The organism is Pandoraea sp. PE-S2T-3, assembly GCF_002179965.1.
Taxonomy (GTDB): domain Bacteria; phylum Pseudomonadota; class Gammaproteobacteria; order Burkholderiales; family Burkholderiaceae; genus Pandoraea.
Genome location: NZ_NGUQ01000008.1, coordinates 145,181 through 160,761, shown reverse-complemented (window position 1 = coordinate 160,761; position 15,581 = coordinate 145,181). Strand labels below are relative to the sequence as shown.

Sequence of the window (15,581 nt, the reverse complement as noted above, 5' to 3'; positions counted from 1 at the left end):
GGACGCGATCGCAAGACGAAAAAAAGCCCGCCGGTGTGGCGGGCTTTTTCTTTGCGGCGTCACGACATCAATGCATCACTGTCTCAGTGTGACAGCGCCGGCATGCCGTCCATGCTCGCGGCGTCCTGCTCGCGCTCTTCATCCAGATACGGCGTGCGCCAGCCCGAGCGCACCCCCCAGTGGTAGAACGCCAGCGAAAGCGCGCCGACGATGACCATGTCCCAGCCGTAAGGCAGTACGCCGAGGCCACCGAATTCCTTGCTGCCGATATACGAGAGCAGCGCCATCATCGGCAGATATCCAATCAGCCACCACGACGCCTTGAGGTCGTGGCCGAAACCCTTCCACTTGTCCCGCGCCTGATAGTAGAAGTACACCGGCAGGGCGACGACCACCAACACGATGATTTCGCCGGTCAGCGGCCAACGGGCCCAGTACAGAATCAGCGACGCGCACACGAAGGCGAACGGCGCGATGAGCGACAGGCCCGGCAGGCGCAGCGGACGATGCAGCTCCGGCGCTGCTTGGCGCAGGGCCATGACGCTGATCGGGCCCGTCAGGTACGAGATCACGGTAGCGACCGAGATCACGGCGGCCAGCGTATCCCAGCCGCGGAAGAAGAACATGAACACGAACGAGATGGCGAGGTTGAACCACATCGCCGGACGCGGCACGCCATAGAGCGGATGCACGCGCCCGAAGATCGCGGGCATCGTGCGGTTGCGCTCCATCGCATAGATCATGCGGCTGGTGGTCGCCATATACGTGGTGCCGGTGCCGCTCGGGCTCAGGAAGGCGTCGAAATAGAGCACGATCGCCAGCCAGTTCAGGCCCAGCGCAATCGCCAGTTCGGCGAACGGCGAGCTGAAGCTCACCATGTGCCAGCCGCCTTTGAGCTGCTCGGGCGAGAGCGCGCCGATGTAGGCGACTTGCAGCAACAGATAGATGACGGTGGCGAGCAGGATCGAGCCGACCACGGCGAACGGGATGCTGCGACCCGGGTCGCGCGCTTCACCGGCCAGATTCACCGGACTCTGGAAACCGTTGAACGCGAACACGATGCCCGAGGTGGCCACGGCGGTGAGCACGGCCGACATGCCGTTCGGGGCAAAGCCGCCATGCTCGGCAATGTTGAAGTTGCCCGGATGGAAGCCCGCGATGATGAGACCGGCGATGGTGAGCGCCGGAATCGCGAACTTGAACAGCGTGATCGCCGTGTTGGCGCGGGCGAACAGCTTCACGCCCCAGTAATTCAGCATGAAGTACACGATCACGAGCAGGGCGGATAACAACAGGCCGCTGGTGGTGAGGGTGCCGTCGACGAACAACTGGTGTGCCCAGTCGTACGGCCACGTGCTCATGTACTGGATCGAGGCCTCGGCTTCGATCGGAATGACCGAGACGATGGCGATCCAGTTGGCCCACGCCGCGATAAAGCCGACGAGGCTGCCGTGCGAGTAGCGCGAGTAACGGACCATGCCGCCCGATTCGGGGAACATGGCGCCGAGTTCGGCATAGGTGAGAGCGATGGCCAGAATGACGACGGCGCCGATGATCCAGGCCAAAAGGGCCGCGGGTCCGGCGATCTTCGCCGCCTTCCAGGCACCGAACAACCAGCCGGAGCCGATGATCGAGCCAAGACCCGTCAACATCAGGGCGAACGGCCCGATGTTGCGCATGAGGGATGGGTTGTTATCCATTCGATGTCTTCTCCACGCCCGGGGGGAGCAACACGCCAGCACCGATGAGGGCGGGTTGGCGAGTTACGCGAGGGCGGACAAACCGTCGGCAGGCCGGATGTCATCACAGGGCGTGACGACGCGGGGGGCGGCGCTACCGGACGTGACTTCTGTTGATCGGACTTCGCGAATTCCGCTCTGGCCCTTCGCCACACACCGGCGTATTTCCGGTGGCGATTTTGCGGGTTTCGCAGGTGTATCGGAGGCAAGCCGTTACACAGAGCGAAATGAGGGTCGGAGTCGCTGTTCGCGAAAAAAGCGCGATTCTACCCGAGGCCGTGTCCATCTGTGGGACTTTGTAACACTTTCGACATTGCCGGCTGATGCACGACATTTCGTAGAAATGCATGCAAGCCAGCGATGGCGCGGTTCTCAGAGCGGGACAACGCCTATTACAAAGTATTAAAGGGTCGGATGATCGTCACGTCGACGCGAGGCAGAGATACTTCATTTCAAGGTACTCGTCGATGCCGTATTTCGACCCCTCGCGCCCCAGACCGGATTGTTTGACACCTCCGAACGGCGCGACTTCGTTCGAGATCAGTCCGGTGTTGATGCCGACCATGCCGGCTTCGAGCGCTTCGGCGACCCGCCAGACCCGTGCGACGTCACGGGCGAAGAAGTACGACGCTAACCCGAAATCGGTCGAGTTGGCGAGGCGGATGCCGTCGGCTTCGTCCTTGAAGCGGAACACCGGGGCGAGCGGGCCGAAGGTTTCTTCCTGTGCGACGAGCATGTCGGCACTGGCGTCGGCCACCACGGTCGGGGCGAAGAAGCGGCCATGCAGCACCTTGCCGCCGACGGTGACGCGCCCGCCCTTGCTGACCGCATCCGCAACGTGGCGCTCCACCTTCTCGACGGCGGCGTCTTCGATCAGAGGGCCGACGGCCACGCCCGGTTCGAAGCCGTTACCTACGCGGAGTTTGCCCACGGCGGCGGTGAGCTTCTCGACGAAGGCGTCGTAGATACCGTCCTGCGCGTAGATGCGGTTTGCGCACACGCAGGTCTGACCGGCATTGCGGAATTTGGAGGCAATGCAGCCTTCGACGGCGGCATCCACGTCGGCGTCGTCAAAGACGAGGAACGGCGCGAGCCCGCCCAGTTCGAGGGCCACCTTCTTGATCGTGGGGGCGCATTGCTCCATCAACTTGGCACCGACCGGGGTTGAGCCGGTAAACGAGAGGTGACGCACGCGCGGGCTGGCGGTGAGCACGTCGCCCACGTCGCCGGAGTGTTTCGACGTCACGACGTTGAATACACCCTTGGGCAATCCGGCGCGCTCGGCCAGTTCGGCAAGCGCCAGTGCCGAGAGCGGGGTGAGCCGGGCTGGCTTGACCACGATCGTGCACCCGGCGGCAATGGCCGGGGCGATCTTGCGCGTGATCATCGCGATGGGGAAGTTCCACGGCGTGATCGAGACGCACACGCCGATGGGCTGCTTGATGACGAACATGCGCTTGCCGCCTTCGGGCGAACTGAGCACGTCGCCGTTCACGCGCTTGGCCTCTTCGGCAAACCACTCGATGAACGACGCGCCGTAGGCGACTTCGCCCTTGGCTTCGGCCAGCGGCTTGCCTTGCTCTGCGGTCATGATGGCGCCGAGATCGTCCTGCGCCTGCATGATCAATTCGAACCAGCGGCGCATGATGCGGGCGCGCTCCTTGCCGGTCTTGCTGCGCCAGTCGGGCAGGGCGGTTTCGGCGGCGACGAGGGCTCGCTCGGTTTCCTTGGCGCCGAGATCGGCCACATGGGCGATTTCGGCATCGGTGGCCGGGTCGGTAACGGCGAAGGTGGCGTGGGAGTCGGCAGGGGTCCATGCGCCGTCGATGTAGGCGTCGGACTTGAGTAGGCCGGGGTCTTTCAGGCGGCTGAGGGCGGGGTGCTTCTGATGGGGGGAATGCGTGGACTGGGGGGAATGCGGGGGGTGCGACACGATAGCTCTCCTCTCGATATCCGGCAGCGCTGCCTATATATAGACAGGGGCGCTGCTCGGGGACGGAAACGGATACGGCTTGTCGGTGCGTCAGTACGTCAATACGTCGGTCGCCAGCTTACTCCAATGTCACTCGCGCTTTGTGACGGCGCGAGTGACCCGGAGTCAGCGGAGCTTACAGGCCGAGGTTTTTATATAGCGTGGCCATCCGAGCGTCGACGTCTGCGGTCATTTCGATGGGACGCCCCCACTCGCGGGAAGTTTCACCGGGCCACTTGTTGGTGGCGTCGATGCCCATCTTGGAGCCCAGACCGGCCACGGGCGAGGCGAAGTCGAGATAGTCGATGGGCGTCTGGTCCACGAGCGTGGTGTCGCGGGTCGGATCGACGCGCGTCGTGATCGCCCAGATCACTTCCTTCCAGTCGCGGATATCGACGTCCTCGTCGACCACGACGATGAACTTCGTATACATGAACTGGCGCAGGAAACTCCACACACCGAACATCACCCGCTTGGCGTGACCGGCATAGGCCTTCTTCATCTGCACGATGGCCATGCGGTAGCTGCAACCTTCTGGCGGCAGATAGAAGTCGGTGATCTCCGGAAACTGCTTTTGCAGCAGCGGCACGAACACTTCATTGAGCGCGACGCCCAGCACGGCCGGTTCGTCGGGCGGTTTGCCCGTGTAGGTCGAGTGGTAGACGGCGTTGCGGCGCATCGTGATGCGCTCGATGGTGAACACCGGAAACCACTCCTGCTCGTTGTAATAGCCGGTGTGATCGCCGTAAGGCCCTTCGAGGGCGTGGGCGTAACCGGCGGTCGCGCCGCGCGAGGGCGGCGGCGGGGCACCCTTCGGCACTTCGGGCGACTGATCCGACGGATAGATAAAGCCTTCGAGCACGATCTCGGCGCGGGCCGGCACGCGCAACGATTCCAGCCCCGGGGTCAGGCACTTGCCCAACTCCGTGCGGCTGCCACGCAGCAGACCGGCGAATTGATACTCCGAGAGCGTATCGGGCACCGGCGTGACTGCGCCGAGCATGGTGGCCGGGTCGGCGCCCAGTGCCACGGCAATCGGGAACGGCTTGCCGGGGTTCGCCTGCGCAAACTCACGGAAGTCGAGCGCGCCGCCGCGATGCGCGAGCCAGCGCATGATGACTTGATTGCGGCCGATGACCTGCTGGCGGTAGATGCCCAGATTCTGGCGCTTGCGGTGCGGGCCCTTGGTAATGACGAGTCCCCAAGTAATCAGGGGGGCGGCGTCGCCGGGCCAGCACGTCTGAATCGGCAGACGCGCGAGATCCACGTCGTCCCCTTCCCAGACGATCTCCTGAGACACCGGACTGCTGACTTCTTTCGGTGCCATATCCCAAACTGCCTTGGCCATGCTGAGCAATTTACCCGCGTCTTTCAGGCCGCGAGGCGGTTCGGGTTCCTTGAGTGTCGAAAGAAGCTGACCGAGTTCGCGCAGCGAGCCCAGTGCGTTTTCCCCTTTTTCGACGCCCATGCCGAGCGCCACTCGTTCAGGGGTGCCAAACAAGTTGGCGAGCACGGGCATGTCGTAACCGGTCGGCCGCTCGAACCAGAGCGCGGGGCCGCCCGCCTTGAGTACGCGATCGGCCAGCGCCGTCATCTCCAGCACCGGCGAGACAGGCACGTCTACACGACGAAGCTGCCCGGATCGCTCCAGTTGCGTGGTGAAGTCACGAAGATCGAGATATTTCATGAAACAAACGGTTACCAAAAAATTTTTACGGAATTCATACAGGCGCTGAAAACGACCGTTCGAATTCGCGGAAGGGCGGGTTTTTGCCCCGTAAACGCAGGCTAGTGCGGGCCATTCTACCGTTCGGAAGCCTGAAACGACACGGCAAAACACCTGTTACAAATTACTTTTAGTAATGATTTTTCTAATTCATAGTATTGACGGATTATATATCGCTGCTACAATCCGCCCGTTGAATCCAGAAAGGCGGCTTCGATGACGGGTAGGCCAACCCGATCGAGCTTAGCGACAACTACAACATCGACGTGGATTTTCAGTGGCTGGTTTTCTCACCGAGGTCGGGAAACCAGTGTTTTAGGAAGCAGCGCGAGCGATAGCTCGTCAGCGCCGGGGACCGAACAGGTCGGCGCGCTGCGGCGGTAGTGGCATCGTTGATGACAAACACGGTGCACCGCCTTTTTCCCTATGCCGTAAATGAGCGCTTCACGGAATGCCTGGCGGGCATCCCGGCTCGTTTCCTTACGCCGCGGGACCACCCCGTGGTGACGGCGTAACCGGAGTACGCAGTATGAAGAAGTCTGGTTTATCACCCTGGCTACTGGCCGCTGTCCGTGCGCTGCAAGCGCGTGGCGTGGCAACGGTAGCCGCGGCTCGCCGCGATTGGCGTCGCCTCGCGTGGCATGGCGGTCGTGTTGGACTGTATACGTCCAGCGCTGTCGGTCTTGTCGCCGTGGTCGGTACGCTCGCGTTGTGGGCCCGACCGACGTGGCGCGCCGATCTGGCGTCGCGTGTCGGTCCGCTGATCGAAGCAGCCACCGGGTCGGCCAATGCGGCCAATCACGGCGGTGCGAACGGCAGCACCGTGGCGCAGGGCATGCCCTCCGACGCCACGATGATGGCGCAAGCCGCACAACACGTGCCCTCGGCAGCCGTTCTCGCTGCCTATATCCCGAACCAGCGCGTGGCAGCCGATGCCCGTGCCGGCAAGGTGCTCGACACGCGCGAACAAGTGGCCGTGGGCGATTATCTGGCCCGCCGTTATCGCGTGGCCGGCGACGTGACGGGTAACCTCGTGCGCGCCGCTTACACGACGGGCAAGGAAGTGGGTCTCGACCCGCTGCTGTTGCTGGCGGTCATGGCGATCGAATCGGGTTTCAACCCGTATGCCGAAAGCACCGTTGGCGCCCAGGGCCTCATGCAGGTCATGTCGAAGGTGCATCAGGACAAGCTGGAATACTTCGGCGGTCCGGAAGCGGCACTGCATCCGCTCGCCAACATCAAGGTCGGCGCGCTGATTCTGAAGGAATGCATCGCACGTGGCGGTTCACTCGCCGGCGGCCTGCGCCTGTATGTCGGCTCGACCAGTGCGGGCGACGGCGGCTACGGTGCGAAGGTGCTCGCCGAGCGTGATCGTCTGCGTGGTGTGGCCATGGGCCGCAAGATCTCGCCGAACGCGCCGCAAGCGCCGGTGATCGTCAGCGCTGCAAAGCCTGTGACCAAGCCGGTCTCGGCAGGCAAGGCTGATGAGTCGGCCGCGGAATCCGCACCGGCACCGAGCGTGTCGGCAACCGGCAAGGCCGCCGCTGCCAAGCCGCTCGAAGCGGATGACAGCACGGCAGCCTGAGCGAACTCCGCTCTGATGCACGATGGCCAGTGCATCGCCGCCCGGAACGCATCGCTCTCTATATAGAAGGGGATGCGGACCAACAAAAAACCCATCGAAGCGATTCGATGGGTTTTTTGTTTTTGGTGAGCCTTAGGGGGCTTTAGATCAGCCGCCGGTGAAGACCCGTTCGATACGGCCCATAGCCTCGCGCAGCTTTTCGAGCGACGTGGCGTACGACAGCCGGATGTACTTGCGGGGTTCGGCAAAACCGAAGTCCAGTCCCGGCACCAGCACGACATCCGCCTGTTGCAGCAGCGCTTGCGTGAGGCGGTCGCTGTCGCCAGCGTCCGGATGCTGCACGCCCGAACAGTCGGCGTAGACGTAAAACGCGCCGTCCGGCATGACGGGCACCTTGAAGCCGAGTCGTTCAAGTGCCGGCACCACATAGTCGCGGCGATGGCGGAAGGCATCCTTGCGGGCTTCGTAAATCGCCAGCGTGTCGGGGCGGAAGCAGGCGATCGCCGCATGCTGCGCAACCGCCGACGGGCAGATGAACAAATTCTGCGAGAGCTTCTCGAACGTCGGCGCGAGCGAGGGCGGCACAACCAGCCAGCCCAGACGCCATCCCGTCATATTGAAATACTTCGAGAAGCTGCTCACCACCAGCACGTCATCGCCGAAGCTCAGTGCCGTGGTGGGCTTGCCGTCGTAACTCAGCCCCTGATAAATCTCGTCGACCAGCGTAAAGCCACCGCGCGCCCGTACCGATTTGACGATGCGGCCCAACTCTGCGGTTTCGATCGACGTGCCGGTCGGGTTTGACGGCGAAGCCAGCAACACGCCACGTGTCGCCGGGCCCCAGTGCGATTCGATACGCTCGGCGGTCAGTTGAAAACGCTCGGCAGGGCCGGACGGAATCAGCACCGGTTTGCCGTCGAACGTCGACACGAAGTGCCGGTTGCACGGGTAGCACGGGTCTGGCATCAGCACCTCGTCACCCACGCCGACCAGTGCGGCACAAGCTAGCACGAGTGCCGCTGAGGCACCCGCCGTCACGACGATGCGCGACGGGTCGACCTCAACCCCGTAGTAACTACGGTAGTAGTCGGAGATGGCTTCGCGCAGCGCGGGCAATCCCATCGCGCTGGTGTACTGGGTGCGCCCGTCTCTCATCGCCTTCGCCGCGGCCTCGATCACTTGCTCGGGCGCGGTGAAATCGGGCTCGCCAATGCCCATGTGGATGACGTCGTGTCCGGCCTTTTCACGCAGGGCGGCTTGTTTGGCAAGCTCCATGACGTGGAACGGCGCGATGTCGTCGACACGTTGTGCCAGTTTCAGCGCGGGGGCGAGGTCGGGCGTACGGTCCATGTTGGCGGGGGGCGGATGGAGAGGGTGGAGGGGGGATACGGCGGGGAGAACTGGCGGGAATTCGCCGGCGCACATGGGTGCTGACGAATTCCCGGGACTTCAGACGCTATCAGGCGCTCTTGCCGCGTCCGCCGCGATTGGCGGCGACTTCGTCCGGGCGCACTTCGGCCGAGAACTTGTCGAGCACACCGTTCACGTAACGGAAGCCTTCCACGCCGCCAAAGGTCTTGGCCAACTCCACTGCCTCGTTGATCACCACGCGGTACGGAATGTCCAGGTGGTGAATCAGTTCGTAGGCACCGAGCACGAGCACCCCGTGCTCGACCGGCGACAGCTCGGCTGCCGGACGGTCAAGGTACGGTTGCAGTTGCAGCGACAAGGCATCCGCTTCACGGATGCTGCCATGGAGCAAGGCATCCAGGTGGGCGCGGTCAGCCTTGTCGTAGCCCGGGGTGGTGCGCAGGTGCGCATCGATCTCACCCGCGTGGTCGCGCGAGAGCAGCCATTGATACAACCCTTGCAGCGCAAATTCGCGCGCGCGGCGGCGAGCACTCTTCATTACCGATCTTCCTCTTCTTCGTCTTCGTCTTCATCCGCTTCGTCGTCGCCGTTCAGTACATCCAGGGCTTCGAGCAAATTGGCCATTTCCACCGCCACGCGGGCCGCATCGCGACCCTTCTCGGCGGCGCGCACTTCGGCCTGTTCGTCGTTTTCGGTGGTCAGCACCGCGTTAGCGATGGGAATACCGAAATCGAGGCCGATGCGCGTAATGCCGGCACCGCTTTCGTTCGAGACCAGCTCGAAGTGGTACGTTTCGCCGCGAATCACCGCGCCCAGCGCGATGAGTGCGTCGAACTGACCGCTTTCGGCCATCTTCTGCAATGCCAGCGGGATTTCCAGTGCGCCGGGCACCGACACGAGCAGCACGTCTTCGCCGTCGACACCCAGACGGTCGAGTTCGGCGATGGCGGCGTCACGCAATGCCGTGCAAACCGCATCGTTGAAACGCGCCTGCACGATGCCCACGCGAAGGCCTTCACCGTCGAGTTCCGGCTGGTATTGTCCGATGTCCATAATGGGCTTCCTTAAAAAAGTACCGTCCAGGCGGTGCGGCCTACGTTGTGCCAGCGGGCCCGCGAGGAGCGCCGCTCGGCGTTGTCATACCCCCGCCGTCAGACGGCGGGGCAATGATTCAATGTTGCTCAGGCAACTTCGGCGCCGGGCATCGGCTGGAAGCCGGTGACCTCGAGGCCATAACCTGCCATGTTCGGAATCTTGCGCGGGCTGGAGAGCACTCGCATTTTACCGACACCCAGCTCGCGCAGGATCTGCGCGCCGACGCCGTGCGTCCGGAAGTCCACCGGGCGGCGCTTGGCGCGCGCGGCCTTCTCGGTTTCGTCGAGGGCTTCGAACTGGCCGAACAGATGGTCGGGCGTTTCCACGCAATTCAGCAGCACGACCACACCCTTGCCGTTTTCGGCAATGGCTTTCATCGCACCGGCGAGCGTCCACGAGTGGGTCGACACACCGGTTTCGAGCAGATCGAGTACGGACAGCGGCTCGTGCACGCGCACCAGCGTTTCGTCGTCCGGCGACGGCGTGCCGCGTACCAGCGCGAGATGCGGGTTGCCGCTCGGCTTGTCGCGGTACAGCGTGGCCTGGAACGGGCCCCATGCGGTTTGCATTTCGCGCGTGGCAACCGTCTCGATCATCGACTCGGTGCGGCTGCGGTAATGGATCAGATCGACGATGGTGCCGATCTTGATGTCGTGTTGCTCGGCGAACACCAGCAGTTCCGGCAGGCGTGCCATCGTGCCGTCGTCGTTCATGATCTCGCAGATCACAGCGGCGGGCGTGAGACCGGCCATCGCTGTCAGATCGCAGCCGGCTTCGGTGTGACCCGCGCGGACCAGCACGCCACCCGGCTGCGCCATGATCGGGAACACGTGGCCCGGCTGGACGATGTCTTCCGGGCGCGCTTCCTTGGCAATCGCGGTCTTGACGGTATAAGCGCGGTCGGCGGCCGAAATGCCGGTGGTCACGCCCTCGGCAGCTTCGATCGACAGCGTGAAGGCGGTGCCATACTGCGTGCCATTGCGATAGGTCATCAACGGCAGGTTCAGTTGCTTGCAGCGCGCCTGCGTGAGCGTGAGGCAAATCAGCCCGCGCCCGTACTTCGCCATGAAGTTAATGGCTTCCGGGGTTGCGAACTCAGCTGCCATGACGAGATCGCCCTCGTTCTCGCGATCTTCTTCATCGACGAGGACAACCATGCGGCCGGCCTTGAGCTCGGCAATGATTTCTTCTGTAGTGGCCAACGGCATAGCGGGCAACGCGGGGGCTGAATTTGGAAAGGCTCTATTCTACGCCAAGCCGGTGCACGGCTGCGCCCGATTCTCGTGTCGAATCGCCCTGAAAACCGGCAATCAAGGACATTTGAAAACAAAGGTCTTGACCTAAGTAATGTCGATCACTATAGTTAGGCACATGACTAACCATTCCATCCCTCTCGATCGAGTCTTTCAGGCGCTCTCCGATCCAACACGCCGGGCGGTGGTCGAACGTCTGACGTTCGGTCCGGCGTCGGTGAGCGAGCTGGCGCAACCGTTTTCGATGGCGTTGCCGTCGTTCTCGCAGCACCTGAAGCTGCTTGAGGAGTGCGGGCTGGTCGTGTCAACCAAAGCGGGCCGCGTGCGCACCTATGCGCTCGAGACCGAAACGTTGGCGAGCGCGCAGGACTGGCTGCAATTGCAGCGTGACAAGTGGACCCGCCGGCTCGATCAACTCGACAACTACCTGTTGCAGATGAAGGAGACACCCTAATGAGCCATGCCAATCTCTTCTCGGTCGACCCCAAACTCGATCTGGTGCTCGAACGTTACGTCGACGTGCCGTGTGAGCGTGTCTGGGCGGCATGGACGCAGCCGGAACATCTCAAGAAGTGGTTCACTCCAGCGCCGTGGCAGACCGTCGAGTGCGAGATCGATCTGCGCCCGGGCGGTCTTTTTCATACCGTGATGCGCTCGCCGGAGGGGCAGCAATTCCCCAACGTGGGCTGCTATCTGGAAGTGGAGGAGAACTCGCGTCTCGTGTGGACCAACGCAGTGCTGCCGGGTTTTCGTCCCGCGCCTGCGCCGGTCGCCGAACATGGCGGTTTCCACTTCACGGCGGCGGTGTTGATGGAGGCGCATGGCAAGGGCACCCGTTACACGGCGATCGCGATGCATGGCGATGAGGCCACGCGCGCGCAGCACGAAGCGATGGGCTTCCACGACGGTTGGGGCAAGGCGCTCGATCAGTTGGTCGAACTGATGAAGTGACGCTGATGCGCGGGCGTTGAAATGAAAAAGGGGACACGCGAAAACGTGTCCCCTTTTTGCACTCAGGCCTTATCGCTCACATGACGTGTCGACGTCGCCTTCGCGCGGCGACTGCACCCATCACGCGCCGAGATACGCGCGCTTGATGTCGTCGTTCGCCAGCAGGTTGTCGGCCGAGTCGGCGAGCACCACGCGTCCGGTTTCGAGCACGTAGCCGCGATCGGCGACGTGCAAGGCCTTGTTCGCGTTCTGCTCCACCAGAAACACCGTCACGCCTTCTTCGCGAATCGTGCGGATGATGTCGAAGATCTGCGCGATCACGAGCGGTGCGAGGCCCAGCGTCGGCTCATCGAGCAGCAGCAGACGCGGACGGCTCATCAACGCGCGCCCGATGGCAAGCATCTGCTGCTCGCCGCCGGACATCGTCCCCGCGCGTTGCTTGCCGCGCTGCGCCAGCCGCGGAAACAGCTTGAAGACGTGCTCCATGCCCGCTTCGATCTCATGCTTGGACCCGAAAAAGCCGCCCATCTTGAGGTTCTCGATGACGGTCAGACTCGGGAACACGCGACGGCCTTCCGGCGAAATTGCCATGCCCATGCGCATGATTTCGTGCGTCGGGCTGCCGGTGATGTCATTGCCCTCGAACATCACGCGCCCGCTCGATGCGCGCGGCGTGCCGCATACCGTCATCATCAGCGTGGTCTTGCCCGCGCCGTTACTGCCGATGAGCGTGACGATCTCGCCCTTGTTCACTTCGATCGATACGCCCGAGAGCGCTTCGACGGCCCCGTAATGGGTGTGGATCTGTTCCAGCTTCAGCATTATTCCTCCCCGAGGTAGGCCTTGATGACGCGCGGGTCGTTGCGCACCTCGTCGGGCTTGCCGGTCATGATCGGCTTGCCGTGTTCCATCACGAGAATCCGGTCGGAGACACCCATCACGAGACTCATGTCGTGCTCGATCAGCAGCACCGAGATCCCGAACTCATGCCGCAGGTTGTCGACGAGTTGTTGCAACTCGATCTTTTCCTGCGGATTCAGACCGGCAGCCGGTTCGTCCAGCATGAGCAGACGCGGCTCGGTGATCATGCAGCGCGCGATTTCCAGCCGGCGCTGATGTCCGTACGAGAGCGTGCCGGCTTCGCGATTGGCCACGGCCGTCAAACCCAGACGGTCGAGCCAGTGCTTGGCACGCTCAAGGGCGGTGCGCTCGGCACGGCGGAATGCGCCGGTCGAGAAGAGCCCTTGCAGAAAACCGCTGTGCACGCGCATGTGCTGCGCGACCAGCAGGTTTTCGACTACCGTCAGTTGGCGGAACAAGCGAATGTTCTGGAACGTGCGCACCAGCCCGCGACGCGCCACCATATGGCTCGGCAGCCCCGTGATGTCGCCACCGTCGAGCATGATCGAACCGGCGGTGGGGCGATAGAAACCGCCCACGCAGTTGAACACGGTGGTCTTGCCGGCACCGTTCGGGCCGATCACGGCGAAGATTTCGTTCTTGCGCACGGCGAACTCGACGCCGTCGACAGCCAGCAGACCGCCGAAGCGCATCTGCAAGCCGGAAAGTTTCAACAGGTCTGCACTCATTGCGGCAACTCCACATGCGGGCGAGTGGCGGGCAGCAGGCCCTGCGGACGCCACATCATCATCAGCACCATCACCAGACCGAAGATCAGCATCCGGTACTCGGCAAAACCGCGCGCCACTTCCGGCAACACGGTGAGCAGGATGGCCGCGAGAATCACGCCGACCTGCGAGCCCATGCCGCCCAGCACCACGACGGCGAGAATCAGCGCAGATTCGATGAACGTGAACGACTCGGGCGTTACGAGCCCTTGTCGCGCCGCAAAGAACGCACCGGCCAGCCCCGCGAACGACGCACCCAGCGTGAACGCCGAGAGCTTGATGCGCGTGGGGTTCAGACCGAGCGATCGGCAGGCGATTTCGTCTTCGCGCAGCGCTTCCCACGCACGGCCGATCGGCATGCGGATCAGGCGGCTGGTGACGAACAGCGTGAAGCCGACGAGTACGAACGCGAGCAGGTACAGGAAGATCACCATGTGCGAGCCGCTGTACGACATGCCCAGCAACTCATGGAAAGTCTTCGCCCCTTCGACGCTCGACGAGCGCGCCATTTCGAAGCCGAACACGCTGGGCTTCGGAATGCCCGACACGCCGTCCGGGCCGCCCGTAATGCTCGTCAGATTGTTGAGCAGCAGGCGGATGATTTCGCCGAAGCCGAGCGTCACGATGGCCAGATAGTCACCGCGCAGACGCAGCACCGGGAAGCCGAGCAGAAAGCCGAACGTCGCCGACATGAGTGCGGCCAGCGGCAGGCATTCCCAGAACGTCAGGCCGAAGTACTGATTGAGCAGCGCATACGTGTAGCCACCGACGGCGTAGAAGCCGACATAGCCCAGATCGAGCAGACCGGCGAAGCCCACCACGATATTCAGGCCGAGACCCAGAATGCAGTAGATGAGCGCCAGCGTTGCCACGTCCACCGCACCGCGCGAGCCGACAAACGGCCACACGAGTCCGATGGCGAGCAGCACCCACATCGCGAGCAGTTGCTGACGGCGGCCCAGCGTGGGCATGGTCGGCAGCTTCACCGCACGCTTGGAGCGCAGCAGCATCGGCTTGATCATCTGGAAGATGAACACGATCGCGGCGGCGATCCACACGGGACGCCAGTGTTGCTCCAGCACGACCTGATAGCCTTCGAGCTTCAGTTGCAGGCCCAGGATGGGGGCCGTGAGGATGATCGTCACGAGCGTGGCGATGACCGCGCCCTTGAGCGTCTCTCCGGCCGGCGCACGGTTGACGGCGCCGGACTTGAGCGTGAGTTGTTGTGTCATGGTCGACCTCAGACTTTCTCGATGTCAGGCTTGCCCAGCAGGCCGGTCGGGCGGAACAGCAGCACCAGCACCAGCAGGCCGAAGGCCACGACATCCTTGTACTCGGAGGGCATGTAGCCCGACGCGAGCGTTTCCGCCAGCCCCAGCAGCACGCCGCCCAGCATGGCGCCGGGAACGCTGCCGATACCGCCGAGCACTGCGGCCGTGAAGGCCTTGATGCCGGCAATGAAGCCGATATACGGATTGAGCTTGCCGATGGTCAGGCCGATCAGCACGCCGCCCACGGCCGCGAGCATGGCGCCGAGGATGAACGTGAACGAGATCACGCGATTCGTATCGATGCCGAGCAGGTTGGCCATGCGCATGTCTTCGGCACACGCGCGGCAGGCACGGCCCATGCGCGAGTTGGCGATGAACAGCGTGAGCGCGATCATCAACGCGAGCGTGACACCCATGATCAGCATGCGGGCGTACGGAATGGTCACGGTGAAGTCGCCCATCGGAATATCGATGGAGCCCGAGATCAGCATCGGCACGGACACGTCACGCGCGCCCTGACCGATCTGCACGTAGTTTTGCAGGAAGATGGACATACCGATCGCGGAGATCAGTGGTCCGAGGCGGGGGCCGCCGCGCAGCGGGCGATACGCCACCCGCTCGATCGCGAAGCCGTAAAGGCCCGTGATCAGCACCGCTACCAGCAGCGCTGCGCCCAGCACGAGGGGCAGGGGATAACCCGCCGACGTACCGATCGCAGTCAGTGTGACAAGCCCGACGTAGGCACCGATCATATAGATCTCGCCGTGGGCAAAGTTGATCATGCCGATGATGCCGTAGACCATTGTGTAGCCAATGGCAATCAACGCGTAGATCGCACCCAGCGTCAGGCCATTGACCAGTTGCTGGGCGAGCTGTGGGAAAAATTCGTTCATGCGGGAAGCCTCGCGACGTGCGGGGGCCGAGCGCGAATGCGCGCCGCCCGCCGGAATCGGCGGGCGGCAGGGGGTGATTCGCTGGCCTTTAAAGCGT

Annotated in this window: 14 protein-coding genes; 3 read left to right on the top strand and 11 right to left on the bottom strand. The window is 63.2% G+C overall.

Features of this window, described 5'->3' with window-relative positions:
• Window positions 1-83: 83 nt before the first annotated feature.
• From CDV46_RS06395 to CDV46_RS06385, 3 genes are all read right to left on the bottom strand, one after another.
• On the bottom strand, window positions 84-1,700 hold the full coding sequence (locus CDV46_RS06395; protein WP_087687365.1) for an APC family permease: 1,617 nt from the start codon (window positions 1,698-1,700) through the stop codon (window positions 84-86).
• A 460-nt stretch (window positions 1,701-2,160) separates the two neighbouring features.
• A complete protein-coding gene (locus CDV46_RS06390) occupies window positions 2,161-3,672 on the bottom strand; it encodes an NAD-dependent succinate-semialdehyde dehydrogenase (RefSeq protein ID WP_087722105.1) in 1,512 nt (503 codons plus the stop codon).
• Window positions 3,673-3,847: 175 nt separating this feature from the next.
• The gene (locus CDV46_RS06385; RefSeq protein WP_087722104.1) at window positions 3,848-5,398 is read right to left on the bottom strand and encodes a UbiD family decarboxylase; all 1,551 of its coding nucleotides are present in this window, start codon (window positions 5,396-5,398) and stop codon (window positions 3,848-3,850) included.
• A gap of 568 nt (window positions 5,399-5,966) precedes the next feature.
• Here CDV46_RS06385 and CDV46_RS06380 point away from each other — a divergent pair.
• Window positions 5,967-7,022, top strand: coding sequence for a lytic transglycosylase domain-containing protein (locus CDV46_RS06380; protein WP_087687368.1), 1,056 nt, complete (start codon window positions 5,967-5,969; stop codon window positions 7,020-7,022).
• Between the two features lie 147 nt (window positions 7,023-7,169).
• On the opposite strand, the gene CDV46_RS06375 is transcribed toward CDV46_RS06380, so the two are convergent.
• The 4 genes from CDV46_RS06375 to ribBA all read right to left on the bottom strand — a co-directional run bounded on the left by CDV46_RS06375 (window position 7,170) and on the right by ribBA (window position 10,696).
• Window positions 7,170-8,372: a pyridoxal phosphate-dependent aminotransferase gene (locus tag CDV46_RS06375; RefSeq protein WP_087722103.1), complete on the bottom strand. Its 1,203-nt coding sequence runs from the start codon at window positions 8,370-8,372 to the stop codon at window positions 7,170-7,172.
• A 109-nt stretch (window positions 8,373-8,481) separates the two neighbouring features.
• Window positions 8,482-8,931 (bottom strand): transcription antitermination factor NusB, encoded by a 450-nt coding sequence (gene nusB / locus CDV46_RS06370; protein WP_058375571.1) that lies wholly within the window; start codon window positions 8,929-8,931, stop codon window positions 8,482-8,484.
• Window positions 8,931-9,446, bottom strand: a complete 516-nt coding sequence (gene ribH, locus CDV46_RS06365; protein WP_058375570.1) for a 6,7-dimethyl-8-ribityllumazine synthase — start codon at window positions 9,444-9,446, stop codon at window positions 8,931-8,933. The genes nusB and ribH overlap by 1 nt, the downstream gene beginning before the upstream one ends.
• 128 nt (window positions 9,447-9,574) lie before the next feature.
• Entirely contained in the window at window positions 9,575-10,696 is a 1,122-nt protein-coding gene (gene ribBA, locus CDV46_RS06360) for a bifunctional 3,4-dihydroxy-2-butanone-4-phosphate synthase/GTP cyclohydrolase II (RefSeq protein WP_058375569.1), read from the bottom strand.
• A gap of 163 nt (window positions 10,697-10,859) precedes the next feature.
• Here ribBA and CDV46_RS06355 point away from each other — a divergent pair, with 163 nt between their 5' ends.
• Both CDV46_RS06355 and CDV46_RS06350 read left to right on the top strand, forming a co-directional pair.
• Entirely contained in the window at window positions 10,860-11,195 is a 336-nt protein-coding gene (locus CDV46_RS06355) for an ArsR/SmtB family transcription factor (protein ID WP_087687370.1), read from the top strand.
• Entirely contained in the window at window positions 11,195-11,692 is a 498-nt protein-coding gene (locus tag CDV46_RS06350) for an SRPBCC family protein (RefSeq protein ID WP_087687371.1), read from the top strand. The genes CDV46_RS06355 and CDV46_RS06350 overlap by 1 nt, the downstream gene beginning before the upstream one ends.
• A 120-nt stretch (window positions 11,693-11,812) precedes the next feature.
• Here the strand turns inward: CDV46_RS06350 and CDV46_RS06345 are convergent, their stop codons facing one another.
• The 4 genes from CDV46_RS06345 to livH are packed head-to-tail and all read right to left on the bottom strand — an operon-like array spanning window position 11,813 to window position 15,484.
• The gene (locus tag CDV46_RS06345) at window positions 11,813-12,514 is read right to left on the bottom strand and encodes an ABC transporter ATP-binding protein (protein WP_058375566.1); all 702 of its coding nucleotides are present in this window, start codon (window positions 12,512-12,514) and stop codon (window positions 11,813-11,815) included.
• A complete protein-coding gene (gene livG / locus CDV46_RS06340; protein ID WP_058375565.1) occupies window positions 12,514-13,281 on the bottom strand; it encodes a high-affinity branched-chain amino acid ABC transporter ATP-binding protein LivG in 768 nt (255 codons plus the stop codon). The genes CDV46_RS06345 and livG overlap by 1 nt, the downstream gene beginning before the upstream one ends.
• Complete coding sequence (locus CDV46_RS06335; RefSeq protein WP_058375564.1) at window positions 13,278-14,552, bottom strand: high-affinity branched-chain amino acid ABC transporter permease LivM; 1,275 nt, start codon at window positions 14,550-14,552, stop codon at window positions 13,278-13,280. Before CDV46_RS06335 ends, livG begins: the two co-directional genes overlap by 4 nt.
• Before the next feature lie 8 nt (window positions 14,553-14,560).
• Entirely contained in the window at window positions 14,561-15,484 is a 924-nt protein-coding gene (gene livH / locus CDV46_RS06330; RefSeq protein WP_087687372.1) for a high-affinity branched-chain amino acid ABC transporter permease LivH, read from the bottom strand.
• Between the last annotated feature and the right edge of the window lie 97 nt (window positions 15,485-15,581).